Here is a 15,002-nt window from a genome sequence, read left to right as displayed (position 1 = left end):
ATGTTAATAAATTGAGGCGTATCCTTGTTTATTCAGGAACGTGATGTGCGATTTGTTTTAACAAATATGCGACAAAATGACTATACATATAACTTAATATCTTTTATACATTAATTGTTCAACCCTGCGACTATTCCACAAAAGAGAAAGCAATATGGAACAGACACCTGATAAGAAAAACGATAATTTTCAAAAAGATGGCAAAGAACAGTTCAACCGCTCGATCGGGCTTATTTCAAATTTTGCGTTGGGTTTTACCTACCTGTCGCCGCTTACCGCTGTTTATTCGCTGTTCGCGTTGGCAGTGACGCTGGCGGGCCCCCCCGCTGTGTGGTGGATTTTGATCGTCGCGTGTGGGCAGTTGTTAGTCGCCCTGGTGTTTGGTGAGGTTGCGTCTCAATATCCGATCACCGGGGGGCTGTATCCCTGGGCGAGAAGGTTGTGGGGTAAGAAATATGCGTGGATCGCCGCCTGGATCTACCTGTGGGCGCTGGTGGTGACGATTACCTCGATCGCGGAATACACATCAACATTTGTGGAATCACTCTTTCATTATGGCCAGACACCCGCCACCATGCTGGTGACCTCCGTCTTGCTGCTGCTCTTGATGATGGCCGTTAATATGTCCGGGACAAGGAATCTGGCGAGGGTCGCCAAAATTGGTTTCTGGTGTGAAATCGTCAGCGTGATTGCGCTGGGTATTTACCTGCTAATTTTCCACCGTTCACAGCCTTTCTCCGTCATCTTTGATTCGATGGGGGTACTGGCGCATGACGGAAGTTATTCCACCGCCTTTATGTCTGCCGCGTTGATGGGCCTGTTTATGTTCTTTGGCTTTGAGGCGTGCGGTAACGTGGCAGAAGAGGTGCAAAATCCAAGCAAAAAAATTCCGGTAGCCATGGTTTTAAGTATCGTGTTTGGCGCGATCTCCGCCATTATTTCCGTCATGGGCTATCTGTTGGCGTCACCGAACCTGGTAAGTATCGTGAATGGTAAAACCGCCGATCCGATCCCGGCAATCCTCAATGAAGCGCTGGGGGAAACCGGTGCGACGGTCTTTATCGTCGTCGCGATTATCGCGATGCTGTCGTGCATTCTGTCTCTGCAAGCGGCATTAAGTCGTCTTATCTATTCTTTCTCCCGCGACAGAATGCTGCCGGGCAGCGAGTGGATGGCCAAAATTTCTAAAAATGGTGTCCCGGATAATGCCATGGTCGTCAGCTGCGTGTTGCCGGTTATCATTTGTGTCTGGGTCTATTTCCAGCCAGATAACTTATCGCGTATCACCGCATTTGCTGTGATCGGCATTTATATTTCATTCCAGATGGTGGTACTGGCCGCGCTGCGTCAACGCCTGAAAGGCTGGAAACCCGCCGGAGAGTGGACGATTGGAGGTTGGGGGGTGATTGTAAACGTGCTGGCATTGGCTTACGGTCTGTGTGGGATCTGGTTACTGGCACAGCCTGCTGACAGCAGTGATTTCATCGATCGGTGGACAGTACTGTTTGGTCTGGCGATTGTGGTAGGTTCAGGATTGATCTACATGTTCCTTACCCGACCGTTTGGCCGCTCGGCTGCACCGGAAAACGATGCTATTGCCTACGCCACGAAGCTCAATATGGGGCAGGATAACTAAAATTAAGGGCCTTCGGGCCCTTAGTTTCGCACGTTTTGCGCGCCGGATACGACGCTGGCATCCTTATCCGGTAACGCTCAGTCTTGAATTGACTATTTCTGGTAGTGATAAAGGATAAAGTAGTCGCTTTGATACACCACCGTGCTGTGCGCAGGTGACAATAATTCACCGACGCGAAAGCGCGGCCAACTGGAAAAGATGATCCGGTTTTCCAGATTGGTCAGAATGACATAATCAGGGTGAGGGCAGGAGAGCAGTTCGGCTTCTATCTGGCTGACCAGCAGATCGACGGCGGCGACGCCGAGGAACTGATCATGGTAGTAAACCGGAACCGCTGAGGTTAGGGTATAGGAGATGTTACAGATATAGTCGACATACGGGCCATGGATGTACGCTTCACCTGCCGGAGGCGAATGCTTAAACCACTCAAAGGTTCTGAAATCCAGCCGCTGTTGCGTCGCCTGATCCAAATCCAGATGTGCCTGACTCAATCCATTATCTTTTTTATACCACCATTCCAGCAGCCAATATTCTTTGCTGGTTGCTGTACTCTCAATATGGCTGGCGAAACCTGCGCCCGAACAGTAGTGATTGTTGTTCAGTGTGCTCTTGATGTGTTGCTGAACCGTTGATCTGACAGCGGGGTCGAGGACAACTTCGGCTGAGCCCTTTTGCACACCGGCAATGGCCTCGTGAATGCTCCTCGCCAGCGCAACGGTAGACTCTACGGTAGAGACGGTAATATCATCAATTTTACGGATTAATGCGCTTAAGGATGTCGAAGAGCTCATGATCTGTCCTGCCTTCACTGATTGTCAGTTCGAGTTATATTTCAGCTTTTTTTCAATAAGGTAATAGGTAAACGTGTCGATGATCTGCGTGGCGTACTGGACTGACCCGGTCTCGTTATGGGCGGCTAGCGCGTCGGCCAGCGCCGAATAAAGCGCAATAATTTCCGCATGAATATTGTCGGCGCGATAGAGTATTGCCACCAGTGATGCCCACTCGGCCTGGACCTGAAGCTCCTGGTTGGCCAGCCGTGCCGAATGAGAGCTGGCCGCAATTGCCAGCAAACAACGCATATCGGCCTGAGTCATTAGTTCAGGTGAGTCGGCTTTCCTCAGCACGTCTACAAACTCGCGAAATTTGGCAATATCCGCCGCGGTCATGCGTCTGGAGGCTAACCTGGCGCTGTGGCTGATAATGGCGCAATGCATTTCGCCTAAATCCGAAAGGTAATCGGTACTGATCGATTTAAACGGATGCAGGGCGCTATTTTTGCCATCAATATTCTCGCAAACGAAGCTCCCGCCATTACGGCCACGAACCGTATGGATAAGATTATTAGCCCGAAGCGTATTGAGCGCTTCTCTGATAGTGATATGTGAGACACCCATCATTTTTGCCAAATCGGTTTCATTGGGCAGCTGTTCTTTTGGCTCCAGCAACCCGGTAATAATGGCGTTTGAAAGGCGCTGCACTATTTGGTCTGAACGACTGACCTGCCCGATAGGCGCAAATATGACCGCATGAGTAATCATAATCTTTTCTGCACTCAATTCCCTGAAACAACGACCATTTTTAACACATGCCCGCGGGGCACGAAAGGTCAGAATGGCCGCGTTATTTTACCTGCCCATGCGCAACATCGCTGCACAGGCGGATGTGTGTCCCGATAGCGTCAAAACGCACTGCGCGCTGACGATGAAAAGCCTTACCCTGAAAATGTAAAATTTAAGTTAAAAATGCGAGGTTTATCATAGTGTCAATGTTGCGCATTTGAAAAACTTTTACAATATATATATTACATAAGATTCTTTATGTATTAATTGGCGGGAGACAAGCATGAGAACCCTGAAGCATTTTATAAACGGGCAATATGTAGCGGGTAACACAGAAGACATGTTTGAGCTGGTGAGCCCGGTTGACGGTGAAACGTACGCGTTATCGCCTAATGCCGGTGCGACTGAGGTGGAGCTTGCCTACTTGGCGGCCGCGGCGGCCTTTAACACGTGGAAGAAATCGACACCAGCCCAGCGGCAAAAAGCACTGCTGCAACTGGCGGATGAGATAGAAAAAAATGTTGAACGACTGGTCAACGCGCAAAGCCAGGAAACCGGTCAATTGCGTCATTTTATCGAAAAAGAAGAGATCGCAGCCTCGTGCGATGCGATCCGTTTTTTTGCCGGCGCAGCGCGTTGTCTGGAAGGGAAGGCCGCCGGAGAATATTCCGCCGGGTTCACCTCAACGATTCGTCGTGAGCCGTTGGGCATTGTGGGACAAGTTACACCGTGGAACTACCCGTTTATGATGGCAGTGTGGAAGATTGCACCGGCGCTGGCCGCAGGCAATACGGTAGTTTTAAAACCGAGCGATACCACCCCGGTAAGTACGCTGCTCCTGGCTGAACTGGCGGCACCCTTATTTCCGCGCGGGGCGTTTAACGTCGTGTTGGGCAAGGCCAGTACTGGCTCGCTGGTGGTTTCTAACCCGACGGCTTCATTGGTGTCGATTACCGGTTCGGTACGCGCGGGTCTGCAGGTTGCGGCATCAGCAGCAGCGAACCTGACAAAGGCCCATCTTGAACTGGGTGGCAAAGCGCCCGCCGTTGTGTTTGCTGATGCCGATATGGACAAGGCGATTACTGCCATCACAACCGCAGGATTTTTCAATGGCGGACAGGATTGTACTGCCGCCACGCGCATCCTGGTGGAAGATTCTGTCTATGCGACGTTCCTGGAAAAACTGATCCAAAAAACCAAAAGTATCAAGTTTGGTCCTCCGCAGGATCAGGATGCGTTATATGGCGCTCTGAATAGCAAAAACCAGCTTGAGCAGGTGAAGGGGTTTATTGAGCGTTTACCTGCACATGCGAAAATTGAAACAGGTGGTCATGCGGGGCCTGGACCGGGTTTCTACTTTGAGCCAACGATAATTTCCGGCCTGCATCAACATGATGAAGCCATCCAACACGAAGTGTTTGGCCCGGTAATGACCATCCAGTCGTTTTCTGGTGATGAAGACGCGTTGCGCAAGGCGAATGATGTGGAATATGGCCTGGCCGCGAGCGTCTGGACCTGCAATCACAGTCGCGCTCAGCGTTTCAGTATTGATCTCGATTTCGGCACCGTATGGATTAACAGTCATATTCCTCTGTGCGCCGAAATGCCGCACGGTGGATTCAAAAAATCCGGCTACGGAAAAGATCTCTCCTCTTATTCGCTCGATGAGTATACCCGGGTGAAACATATCATGTGTGATATTTCCGAATAACAGGTAATACGATGAAAACATTAAAAATAGCCGCACTTTCATTGGTGATGTTCTCAGGATTCAGCCTGGCAGAAAGCTCACCGCTGAACACGGTAAAAGCGTATATGGCAGCATGGAATGCGCATAATGCGCCGCTGGCTGCCCAGTACCTGGCGGATGATGCCGTTTATTACGATGCCGCCGCAGGAGAGCCGGTAACCGGTCGGGAAAAAGCTGAAAAAGACGTGATCGGTGCATTTATTAAGGCGGTCCCGGATCTGACCTGGAAAATGGTCGGTAAACCTGTCGCTGATGAAGATACCGTGGCATTTCGTTGGGAGTTCTCGGGTAAAAATAGCGGTGAATGGGCGGGAAGCCCGCCGACAAATAATCCGATCAAATTTGAAGGTGTCAGCTATATTCATGTTAAGGCAGGAAAAATCACCTGGCAGGGTGATTATTATGACGCTAAAAAACTGGATGAAGAGCTAAAGCCAGTGAAGTAGTCGGCGGTATCCTCCTTGTATCTGCGAGGGGGAACCTCTCATTTGTAGTGTTTTTTAGGACAATGTGTCAGTGGCAAAAGGACAAAGTTAATGGCAATTACCCGACGTGATTTTCTCAACGGCGTGGCGGTGACTATCGCTGCGGGACTGACCCCTCTGGATCTGGTCAGAGCGGCAGGAAAGGGGCACGAATTTATTGATGGAAGTTATTATCCGCCGGCGTTAACGGGGCTACGCGGTAACCATCCGGGGTCGTTTGAAATGGCCCATGCGTTAGGCCGTGAACATAAGCACTTTGATTTAAGCACTCTGCCCATCGAGGAAGAGTACGATCTGGTGATTGTGGGCGGTGGTATCAGCGGACTGGCCGCGGGTTGTTTCTGGCATGAACTGGCCGGGAAAAACAGCAAGGTGCTGATCCTCGATAACCATGATGATTTTGGTGGTCACGCCAAACGCAACGAATTCACCTCAGCAGGCAAAAAACTTATCGGATATGGCGGGAGTGAAGCTTTTCAGTCACCCGCGCATAATTTCAGCCCCGAAGTGAATAAGCTGATGGAAACCGTCGGCGTGAGCGTCACGCGGTTGAAAAAGAGTTTTGACGTTAATTTCTATCCCGACTGGCAGCTTAGTCGCGGCGTCTTCTTCGATAAAAAGAATTTTGGTGAGACGAAAATAGTCAGCGGCGATCCGGGGCGTGCGGTATCCGATGATATTCCGCCGGATCGGCTCAATGGCCGGAATATCGAAGACTTTATTAACGACTTCCCCTTGAGTGAGGAAGATCGTAAAGCCCTGATCGATCTGCATGTGCATCCGGTTGATTATCTTGCTGGGATGACGGTTGATGAGAAAACGGAATGGCTGGATACACACAGCTATAGTGAGTTTCTTTCCACCAGGGTCGGTTTAAGCAAAATGGCGTTGCTCTATTTCCAGCAGCGTTCCAACGATTTCTTTGCCATCGGTATTGAAGGCATATCCGGTAGTGATGCTCGTGCGTGCGCATTGCCGGGAATGGAAGCGTTAGGGCTGCCGCCGCTGGACGGTGAATCGCTGGCCGACCTCGAAGAGCCATATGTCTATCATTTCCCGGATGGCAATGCGGGTCTGGCACGGTTGCTGGTCAGACACATGCTGCCGGACGCGCTGCCGGGCAATACCATGGAAGATTCTGTCCTCGCCAGACTGGATTATGAAAAGCTCGACCTGCCGGAAAATACCACGCGTTTACGCCTGAACAGCACGGTGATTAATGCGGCAAACGTGGAGGGGGGCGTTGCCGTCACCTGGCTACGCGATGGCAAAATGCATCGCGTGCGCGGTAAGAACGCCATTATGGCGGGCTATAACATGATGATCCCGTATCTGGTACCGGAAACGCCAGAGCAGCAGCAGGCCGATCTCAAACTGAACGTGAAGGCGCCGCTGGTGTACACCAATGTGGTGGTCAAAAACTGGCAAGCGTTTAAGCAACTGGGGGTTCATGAGTTTTATTCACCGGCCGCGCCATACAGCCGAATCAAGCTCGACTATCCGGTCAGTATCGGCGGATATCAACACCCGGCCTCGCCGGACGAGCCAATGGTAATTCATATGGTCTATGTGCCCACGTATCCCGGCAGTAATCTGTCCGCGAGGGAGCAGTTCCGTTTGGGACGCGCTTATTTGCTGGGGACTACGTTTGCCGCGCATGAAGAGATGATCCGTTCTCAGTTGCAGGAAATGTTTGGTTCAACCGGTTTTGACAACCAGCGGGATATCGCGGCCATTACTGTTAACCGCTGGGCGCATGGTTATGCGTATTACGCTAATTCACTGTTCGACGATATGGAAAAAATGCCGGAGATTATTGAGCGGGCGCGTAAACCAATCGGACGTATTGCTATCGCTAACTCTGATGCTGACTGGAGCGCTTATGCTCATGCTGCGATCGATCAGGCATGGCGCGCGGTTAATGAACTCAAGGATATGGGGTGATCTATGCGTAATGTAACCGTTCTAATCACCTGCCTGTTTACCGCTTCTGTCTCGGCCGCTGAATCTAACGGTGAGTACATCGCGAGGATTTCAGACTGCGTGGCATGCCATACCGCGGAAGGCGGCGCAGCGATGGCGGGAGGCAAGAAGTTCCCCACGCCGGTTGGTGATATCTATTCGACGAATATTACCCCGGATAAGACTCACGGTATCGGTAACTATTCTTACGACGATTTTGAGAAGGCCGTGCGCCAGGGGATTGCTAAAGACGGTCATCCGCTGTACCCGGCGATGCCTTATCCTTCTTACTCGAAACTGTCCGACGCAGATGTTCAGGCGCTGTATAGCTATTTCATGCATGATGTTAAGCCGTCAGCAGAGCCCAATAAAGAGAACGCTATTCCCTGGCTGATCTCGGCCCGCTGGCCGCTGCATATCTGGAATTGGTTGTTTACCGATGCACCGACTGCCGCTGTTGAAGACAACAAAGCGGATGATACGGCAGCGCGGGTAAAACGGGGTGCTTATCTGGTGGAAGGTCCGGGGCACTGCGGGTCATGCCATACCCCGAGAGGGATGGCGATGAACGAAAAAGCCTATACCAATGCCGATGCTGAGTACCTGAGCGGGGCGATGATCGACGGCTGGTATGCGCCATCGCTGCGGGGAACCGGGATGTCTGAGCAGGCGTTAACGTCATTGCTGCTGACGGGGAAAAGCAAACATGCTGCAGTATCGGGATCGATGTCTGAAGTCGTCAGCCAGAGCACACAGTATCTGACGGACGAAGATGCCACGGCGATTGCGCAGTATCTGTTGAGCCTGAAAAGCGCGAAGACGGAATCGGCGCGTACGGCAGCCGCTACGGCCTCCTGGTCGAATTCGCCGGAAGCGGGTAAAGTGACCTATAACCGCTACTGCTCGACCTGTCATGGTCTGGAAGGGAAAGGGACCGATGATAATGCACCTTCGCTCATTCACAACCCGTTAGTGATGGTAGATGACCCAACGCCGTTGTTCAGGGTGATTGCCCACGGCGCAGAAACACCGACGACACGGGGGAATGTCTCTTTTAAGATGCCAGCCTATGGCGGGTTGCTCAGCGACAGCGAAATGCGCGATGTGATCAATTACGTGCGTAAAAGCTGGGGTGAAGGTAATGGTGAGGTTAGCCAGGAAGATCTGTCCGGGATTAAAAAAGCCTCACATTAATCTATGCAATGATGCCGGATGGCGCTGCGCTTATCCGGCCTACGAATTACGCATTTTTGTAGGCCGGATGACAGTGCTTACTCGGTGTTTATCCTGATAATACCCGCCAGTCGGGTAAACGCCGCAGCCATCTCATGTTCTTCAATACTGGCAAAGCCCAGCAGCAGACCGCTGCGTTTTTCTTCTTTCACGTAGTACCGTGAAAGCGGGCGAACCAGAAGACCTTGTGCGTTGGCCTGTTGGGCCATGGCGCTATCATCAGTACCCACAGGTAGCTGTAAAATCAGATGTAGTCCGGCGTTGCTGCTGTAAGGTCCCAGATAATCCTCACCAAGCTGGCTGATGATGAGCTCTACCAACGTATGGCGTCGGCGGCTATATAACTGGCGCATTTTACGGATGTGCGCCGCATAGTAACCCTCACGAATAAACTCAGCCAGCGCCGCCTGAATCAGGAGATGACCACCACGATAGAGATCGTTATGTACCTTCATCAGTGGGGCGGCAAGCGGTTTGGGTATCACAACGTACCCGAGCCGCAGTGCCGGATAGAGGGTCTTGCTGAAGGTGCCGATATAGATAACCGGAGCATCTTCTTCCAGTCCCTGCAATGACGGGATGGGTTGGCCGGAAAAACGAAACTCGCTGTCGTAGTCATCTTCCACAATCCAGCTGTGCGTTTCACGAGCCTGATAGAGTAGCTGCCGTCGTCGACCAAGGCTCATTACCGGGCCAAGCGGATATTGATGTGACGGTGTCACAAAAATAAGTTTCGGCGCAGGTTCGACGCAAGCAGGCGGAACCATGCCTTGTTCATCAACCGGGATGGCCGAAAAGTTGACGGCATTGATGCGCAGAATGTTTTTTATTCCCCAGTAACCGGGTTCTTCAATCCACGTATTATCGCCAGGATTACACAACGAGCGGGTTACCAGATCCAACGCCTGGTGAATACCCTCGGTAATCAATATTTGATCTGGCGTACAGCGCACGCCGCGTGCGGTGCGCAGATAATCCGCCAGCGCTTCTTTCAGTTCAATCAAACCACCAGTGGCATCGTAGGTGAGAAACTCCGGGCGTAGCCGCCTTGCCAACCGATCCTGAATCTTTTTCAGTGCGCGATGCGGGAAAGAATGCACGTCCGGTACACCAGGAATAAAAGCCCCCCACTGGCGAGGGCTGGCGCTGGCATGCCCTAGCAGTTCAAGGCTACGGGAGGACAAACTGGCGTGGTCTTCACGTGTCGCAGGTGAAACCGGAGGTTTATTAGGGGCCAGACCGAGATTGTCCAGCACGCTGTCGGTCACAAATGTACCGCTGCTGGTGCGCGCGGAGATATAGCCTTCGGCCTGCAACTGCTCGTAAACCCGCAGGACAGTATTCCGTGATAACGCCAGCTCACTCGCCAGGTCGCGTGAAGGGGGCATGCGGGTAGCGGGTTTCAGGCCCCCCTCAAGGATGCAGCTACAGATGGCGGCATACAGGCGACGATGCAGCTTCTCGTCAGTCTGCTGGCTAAATGCATGCTTGATCACATCTCCGGCAAGTGAACGCATTTGGATCCTTAAAATAAAACGATTTGGCTCTCGATTAAAGTACCAGATGGCGTCTAAATTTAAAGGGTAATTCAACCAATTGTGTCTATGGACAAGGTGTAGAGAATGAACAATAAAAACCTGCAACAACGTCGTCTGGATGCCACCCCACGTGGCGTGGGTGTGATGTGTGATTTTTATGCCCAGTCGGCTGAAAACAGCACGATTACCGATATTGAAGGCAATCAGTATATTGATTTCGCCGCCGGGATTGCCGTGCTGAACACCGGGCATCGCCATCCGCGTCTGGTGCAGGCCGTTGAAGCGCAACTGCAAGCCTTTACCCATACGGCTTATCAGATTGTTCCCTACGAAAGTTATGTATCGCTGGCGGAGAAAATCAACGCCGTGGCGCCAATTGACGGTAAGCGTAAAACGACATTCTTTACCACCGGGGCTGAGGCCGTGGAAAATGCGGTTAAAATTGCCCGCGCTCACACCGGTCGCCCTGGCGTTATCGCCTTTGGCGGTGGTTTCCACGGGCGGACATACATGACGATGGCGTTAACCGGCAAAGTGGCGCCATACAAAAAAGGTTTCGGCCCGTTCCCGGGGTCCGTTTACCATGCGCCGTATCCTTCTGCGCTGCAGGGGATTTCAACTGCAGACTCGATTAAAGCGATAGAGCGTTTGTTTAAAGCGGATATCGATCCGAGCCAGGTCGCGGCGATTATCTTCGAACCCGTCCAGGGTGAAGGCGGCTTTGTTGTCGCACCGGCGGAATTTGTCGCGGCAATTCGCCGTATCTGCGATGAGCATGGCATCGTGATGATTGCCGATGAGGTGCAAAGTGGGTTTGCCCGCACCGGGGAGCTGTTTGCGATGGATCACTATGCTGATAAAGCAGACCTGATGACCATGGCAAAAAGCCTTGCGGGTGGGATGCCGTTGTCGGGTGTCGTAGGCAAAGCCGATATTATGGATGCGCCCGCGCCGGGTGGACTGGGAGGGACTTACGCCGGGAACCCGCTATCGATTGCGGCAGCTCATGCGGTACTGGATATTATCCGTGATGAAAAGCTGTGCCAGCGTGCGGCAGCGCTTGGCGAGCAACTGCGTGCTGTGCTGACCGATGCGCGTGCAGTATGTCCTGAACTTGCCGAAGTGCGGGGATTAGGCTCGATGATTGCCGCTGAATTCTGCGATGCGGCCACGGGTGAACCCAGTGCTACCGCCGCGCAGCGCGTGCAGAAAAAAGCGCTCGAGCAGGGGCTGCTGCTGTTAACCTGCGGCCAGTATGGCAACGTGATCCGCTTCCTTTACCCACTGACTATCCCGCAGGATCAGTTTGCAAAAGCGTTAGAGATAATCAAAACGTCGATGAAGTAATTTCGTTCAGCACCGATCGTGTGTAAAGCCGACAGTAGCCATTACCGTCGGCTTTTTTATTGTCGCCAATTCGTCAGTTCCCATCGTTATATATTTACATATATATCGATTGGGCCTATTCTATTCATCATACAAATATAATAAACGTGCCCCGCAAGAGAAGGCGCTTGTGTTAGCGACCGCCAGTCTTTCTATCTAACGAATTGAATCAACACATGTTAAATTGCAAAACCACCCCAATTGCCTCCGGGTTGCTGACTTTTTCTTGCCTTGCTGCCCCCCTGTCGGCCCATGCTGATGACACCATTACCGTTACTGCCTCCGCGCCTGCTCAATCTTCTTTCCCCGGGCAGGAGCCTGCGGCGGCTGAAAAAAAGGCGACGATCGGTAGCCTGGGCCAGCGAGAGTTAATTGATGTTCCGTGGTCGGTACAAACACTGTCGAAAAAAGTGATTGATCAGCAACAAATCAAAGATGTTAAGGATGTTTATCGCTACATACCGTCCGTGCAGGGAGAGGGTGTTCGACCACAAACCCGTGGCATGCAAGGGAGCGTGGTGCAAAACCATATGATTGATGGGCTGAATGCCGTTTCCACCACCGAATATCCGACAGAGCAGTTCCAGAATATAGACGTACTGAGCGGTATCGCGGGTTCACTGTACGGGTCAGCCAACCCGGCGGGGATGTTTAATCTGGTCTCGAAACGCCCTCTGGATATGCCACTGCATCGGGTTACCGTAGGGCAAGGTACAGGGTCAGGAACGCTGGCATCACTGGATTTCAGCGGGCCTGTCGACGCGGGAGATAGAGTGAAGTACCGCCTCAACCTGATGAATGATGAAGGGCGCAGTTACACCACTGATAGTCATGTTCGCCGACAGTACGCGGGATTGGGCCTGGATTTTCAGCTGACCGATAAAACCGTGCTGGAGAGTAATTTCAGCTATTACCATTATTACGAAAAAGGCATGCCGGGCAGCTTTGCGCTGGCAAAAGGCGTGCAGTTTCCTTCGGCATTCGATCCGACTAACAGTAAATATGGTCAGTCATATGCAGGTCATGATGATGAAACGACCACCGCGGACATGCACATCAAGCATGATTTTGACGGTAACTGGATGCTGGATCTGGGGGCCTTACACCAGGTTGCTGACCGTGAATCGACGGCGGTAACCAACACCCTGACGGATAATTGGGGTCACTACACCACCACGACCTCGAATTCAGCGGCCAGTCGCTTTACGATCAACAGCTATTTAGCGAACCTGACCGGCAACATTGATTCCGGCTGGTTGACGCAGGATATCGCGACCGGAATGCGCGGATTTGTATGGAAAAACTATAACCCGAGAAATGGGGGAACCTTTACGCTGGGGCATTCTTCACTTGATCAGCATCCCGACTATCCGCGCCCGCCTTATCCTGACTTTACTAATCGCTATCATTCGGCGACCACTACGCAGCATGCATTTCTGTTAAGCGATACGCTGCATTTCACTCCGCAATGGAGTTTATTGCTGTCTGGTAGCGAAAACCTGTTTACCGTCAGCAATTATAACAAATCCGGTCATGAAACCAGTCGCCAAAAGGATAACGGCATGAGCGGCTCCGCCAGCCTGATGTATAAACCGGTTGAGAACGTCACGCTGTACACCACCTGGGCTGACAGTTTGCAGCAGGGCGATACCGCACCTGCCGGGGCCAGCAACGCAGGACACGTACTGGATCCGTATCGCAGCCATCAGGTAGAGGTGGGGGCAAAATATGCGCCCGTCAAAGATCTGCTGCTCACCGCGGCGCTATTTGAAGCAAAACGTCCCTTCGCTTATACCAACGACAACGGCGAATTTGCTCAGGACGGTACGCAGAAAAACCGCGGGCTGGAACTGATGGCCGATGGGCATATCACAGAAAATTTACGGGTGTTAGGGGGAGCCGCCTGGTTGGACCCCATGCTGCACAATACTGCCGCCAGTAGTGCAGATGGCAAGCAGGTTGTCGGCTTGCCACGCTTTACCTCGAATGTGCTGGCAGTCTATAGCATTGAACAGGTTCAGGGACTGGATGTGGATGCCAACGTGCATTACGTCGGACGTCGGGCTACCGATAACGCGAATGACACCTGGGTAGGCAGTTATACCACGGTGGATATAGGTAGCCGTTACGCCACCAGACTGTGGAACACACCCACGACTTTCCGGTTTGATATCACTAACCTGACCGACCGCCGCTACTGGACCAATATTGTCCCCGGCGCGTTGACGGGTTATACGGGGGCCGGGGCGGCCAGTGCGCAACTTGGCGCCCCACGTCAGGCGCAGATTTCTGTTCAGGTAGATTTTTAAGGATTGCTGATGAAAACGTGCCACACATGGTTGCTCTGTGTGTGGCTGGCGTTTCCCGCCCTGGCCACGCGTCAGGTTGTGGATGATGCCGGTCACACTGTAACCGTCCCCACACAAGTTCAACGTATTGCGGATAGCTGGTTTGCCCATCACTCGGTGTTGATGACGCTGGGGGCGGGACGTCAGATTGTCGCCACCGTCAACCATCCACAGAGCCAGCCGTGGATGTTCAAAATAAACCCATCGCTGAATCAGGCCTTACAAATTCACGGGACGTCATTCAATAGCGAGGCACTGCTGGCTCTGCATACCGATGTTCTGTTTGTCGCAAAGGGCAAGGGGGATGCGCAGAGTTACAACCAGGCGGGTATCCCGACGCTGGAAATGGCATTTACTGATTATCCTTCGATGGAAAAGTCAGTCACGACCACGGCGGACGTGTTAGGCACGGATCAGGCTCGCGCCAGGGCGGTGGCATATAATCAATTTTTAACCCGCACTATTGCGGATGTTCGCGCGAAAACGGCGACATTAACGGAAAATCAGCGCCCGCGGGTTCTGCACATTCAGTCGCTGAACCCACTGAAAGTCGACGGTAGAAACACGTTGATTGATACCTGGATTGCGCTCTCTGGTGGGCGGAACGTCGCCGGGGAAGTGGGCGGTAACATGAAAGAAGTCTCACCCGAGCGGGTGCTGTATTGGCAGCCGGAGGTGATTATTCTCGGGGCGGGATGTGGCGATATTGCCAGTTCACCTTATGCAGCGTTGTTCAAAGAGCTTAACGCGGTGAAACAGGGCAAAGTCTGGCGCAATCCGGCGGGCGTCTTCCCCTGGGATCGCTATGGAACCGAAAGCGCGTTACAGCTGCTGTGGGCCGCGTCAACGCTGCATCCAACACTGTTTAGCGGTCTGGATATGGTTAACGTAACCCGCGATTTTTACCGCCAGTTTTTTGATTATTCGCTTAGCGAGGCGCAGGCGATGCGGATTTTAGCCGGGCTACCCCCTCAGGGGTAAAGCGGGAAGCGCTGACGGGCAAATGCAGGCCAGTTCAGGGCTACACGCTGTATTTGCCGTGACGGCATGTGTAGCGGTATACCGTGTCTGGCGATATTGGGTTGCCAGTCATTTCGTTATA

The 15,002-nt window shown here is 52.4% G+C and carries 11 protein-coding genes; 8 read left to right on the top strand and 3 right to left on the bottom strand.

Annotated features, from left to right (window positions below; translation table 11 throughout):
* Positions 1 to 154: 154 nt before the first annotated feature.
* Positions 155 to 1,636, top strand: a complete 1,482-nt coding sequence (locus IB196_RS12335) for an APC family permease (RefSeq protein WP_188232123.1) — start codon at positions 155 to 157, stop codon at positions 1,634 to 1,636.
* 92 nt (positions 1,637 to 1,728) lie between these two features.
* Here the strand turns inward: IB196_RS12335 and IB196_RS12330 are convergent, their stop codons facing one another.
* Both IB196_RS12330 and IB196_RS12325 read right to left on the bottom strand, forming a co-directional pair.
* A complete protein-coding gene (locus IB196_RS12330; RefSeq protein WP_149691603.1) occupies positions 1,729 to 2,427 on the bottom strand; it encodes a cache domain-containing protein in 699 nt (232 codons plus the stop codon).
* Positions 2,428 to 2,451: 24 nt separating this feature from the next.
* Positions 2,452 to 3,177 carry a GntR family transcriptional regulator gene (locus IB196_RS12325; protein WP_040233767.1) on the bottom strand — a complete coding sequence of 242 codons (726 nt, stop codon included), beginning with the start codon at positions 3,175 to 3,177 and terminating at the stop codon, positions 2,452 to 2,454.
* Between the two features lie 304 nt (positions 3,178 to 3,481).
* Between IB196_RS12325 and IB196_RS12320 the strand changes: the two genes are divergently transcribed.
* From IB196_RS12320 to IB196_RS12305, 4 genes are all read left to right on the top strand, one after another.
* Positions 3,482 to 4,909 (top strand): gamma-aminobutyraldehyde dehydrogenase, encoded by a 1,428-nt coding sequence (locus IB196_RS12320; protein ID WP_149691602.1) that lies wholly within the window; start codon positions 3,482 to 3,484, stop codon positions 4,907 to 4,909.
* Positions 4,910 to 4,920: 11 nt separating this feature from the next.
* Positions 4,921 to 5,394 carry an ester cyclase gene (locus tag IB196_RS12315; protein WP_005121279.1) on the top strand — a complete coding sequence of 158 codons (474 nt, stop codon included), beginning with the start codon at positions 4,921 to 4,923 and terminating at the stop codon, positions 5,392 to 5,394.
* Between the two features lie 90 nt (positions 5,395 to 5,484).
* Entirely contained in the window at positions 5,485 to 7,377 is a 1,893-nt protein-coding gene (locus tag IB196_RS12310) for an FAD/NAD(P)-binding protein (RefSeq protein WP_040233771.1), read from the top strand.
* A 3-nt stretch (positions 7,378 to 7,380) separates the two neighbouring features.
* Positions 7,381 to 8,589, top strand: coding sequence for a cytochrome c (locus IB196_RS12305; protein WP_149691600.1), 1,209 nt, complete (start codon positions 7,381 to 7,383; stop codon positions 8,587 to 8,589).
* Between the two features lie 77 nt (positions 8,590 to 8,666).
* Here the strand turns inward: IB196_RS12305 and IB196_RS12300 are convergent, their stop codons facing one another.
* Complete coding sequence (locus IB196_RS12300; protein WP_188232124.1) at positions 8,667 to 10,145, bottom strand: PLP-dependent aminotransferase family protein; 1,479 nt, start codon at positions 10,143 to 10,145, stop codon at positions 8,667 to 8,669.
* A gap of 105 nt (positions 10,146 to 10,250) precedes the next feature.
* On the opposite strand from IB196_RS12300, the gene puuE reads away from it, so the two are divergent.
* The 3 genes from puuE to IB196_RS12285 all read left to right on the top strand — a co-directional run bounded on the left by puuE (position 10,251) and on the right by IB196_RS12285 (position 14,881).
* Positions 10,251 to 11,513, top strand: coding sequence for a 4-aminobutyrate transaminase (gene puuE / locus IB196_RS12295; RefSeq protein ID WP_005121273.1), 1,263 nt, complete (start codon positions 10,251 to 10,253; stop codon positions 11,511 to 11,513).
* Positions 11,514 to 11,728: 215 nt separating this feature from the next.
* Complete coding sequence (locus IB196_RS12290) at positions 11,729 to 13,861, top strand: TonB-dependent siderophore receptor (protein ID WP_188232125.1); 2,133 nt, start codon at positions 11,729 to 11,731, stop codon at positions 13,859 to 13,861.
* A gap of 9 nt (positions 13,862 to 13,870) precedes the next feature.
* Positions 13,871 to 14,881, top strand: a complete 1,011-nt coding sequence (locus IB196_RS12285; protein WP_188232126.1) for an ABC transporter substrate-binding protein — start codon at positions 13,871 to 13,873, stop codon at positions 14,879 to 14,881.
* Positions 14,882 to 15,002: the final 121 nt, after the last annotated feature.

Origin of the sequence: Citrobacter sp. C6_1, from assembly GCF_014596835.2 — a bacterium.
In the GTDB taxonomy this organism is placed as follows: domain Bacteria; phylum Pseudomonadota; class Gammaproteobacteria; order Enterobacterales; family Enterobacteriaceae; genus Citrobacter; species Citrobacter pasteurii.
The sequence above is the reverse complement of the archived record's forward strand: the minus strand, read 5'-3'. Positions and strand labels throughout refer to the sequence as shown.

What these genes read in the sequence shown, in the direction of transcription:
- IB196_RS12335 (WP_188232123.1), top strand. Translation starts at nt 155, where the DNA reads ATGGAACAGACACCTGATAAGAAAAACGATAATTTTCAAAAAGATGGC.
- IB196_RS12330 (WP_149691603.1), bottom strand. Translation starts at nt 2,427, where the DNA reads ATGAGCTCTTCGACATCCTTAAGCGCATTAATCCGTAAAATTGATGAT.
- IB196_RS12325 (WP_040233767.1), bottom strand. Translation starts at nt 3,177, where the DNA reads ATGATTACTCATGCGGTCATATTTGCGCCTATCGGGCAGGTCAGTCGT.
- IB196_RS12320 (WP_149691602.1), top strand. Translation starts at nt 3,482, where the DNA reads ATGAGAACCCTGAAGCATTTTATAAACGGGCAATATGTAGCGGGTAAC.
- IB196_RS12315 (WP_005121279.1), top strand. Translation starts at nt 4,921, where the DNA reads ATGAAAACATTAAAAATAGCCGCACTTTCATTGGTGATGTTCTCAGGA.
- IB196_RS12310 (WP_040233771.1), top strand. Translation starts at nt 5,485, where the DNA reads ATGGCAATTACCCGACGTGATTTTCTCAACGGCGTGGCGGTGACTATC.
- IB196_RS12305 (WP_149691600.1), top strand. Translation starts at nt 7,381, where the DNA reads ATGCGTAATGTAACCGTTCTAATCACCTGCCTGTTTACCGCTTCTGTC.
- IB196_RS12300 (WP_188232124.1), bottom strand. Translation starts at nt 10,145, where the DNA reads ATGCGTTCACTTGCCGGAGATGTGATCAAGCATGCATTTAGCCAGCAG.
- puuE (WP_005121273.1), top strand. Translation starts at nt 10,251, where the DNA reads ATGAACAATAAAAACCTGCAACAACGTCGTCTGGATGCCACCCCACGT.
- IB196_RS12290 (WP_188232125.1), top strand. Translation starts at nt 11,729, where the DNA reads ATGTTAAATTGCAAAACCACCCCAATTGCCTCCGGGTTGCTGACTTTT.
- IB196_RS12285 (WP_188232126.1), top strand. Translation starts at nt 13,871, where the DNA reads ATGAAAACGTGCCACACATGGTTGCTCTGTGTGTGGCTGGCGTTTCCC.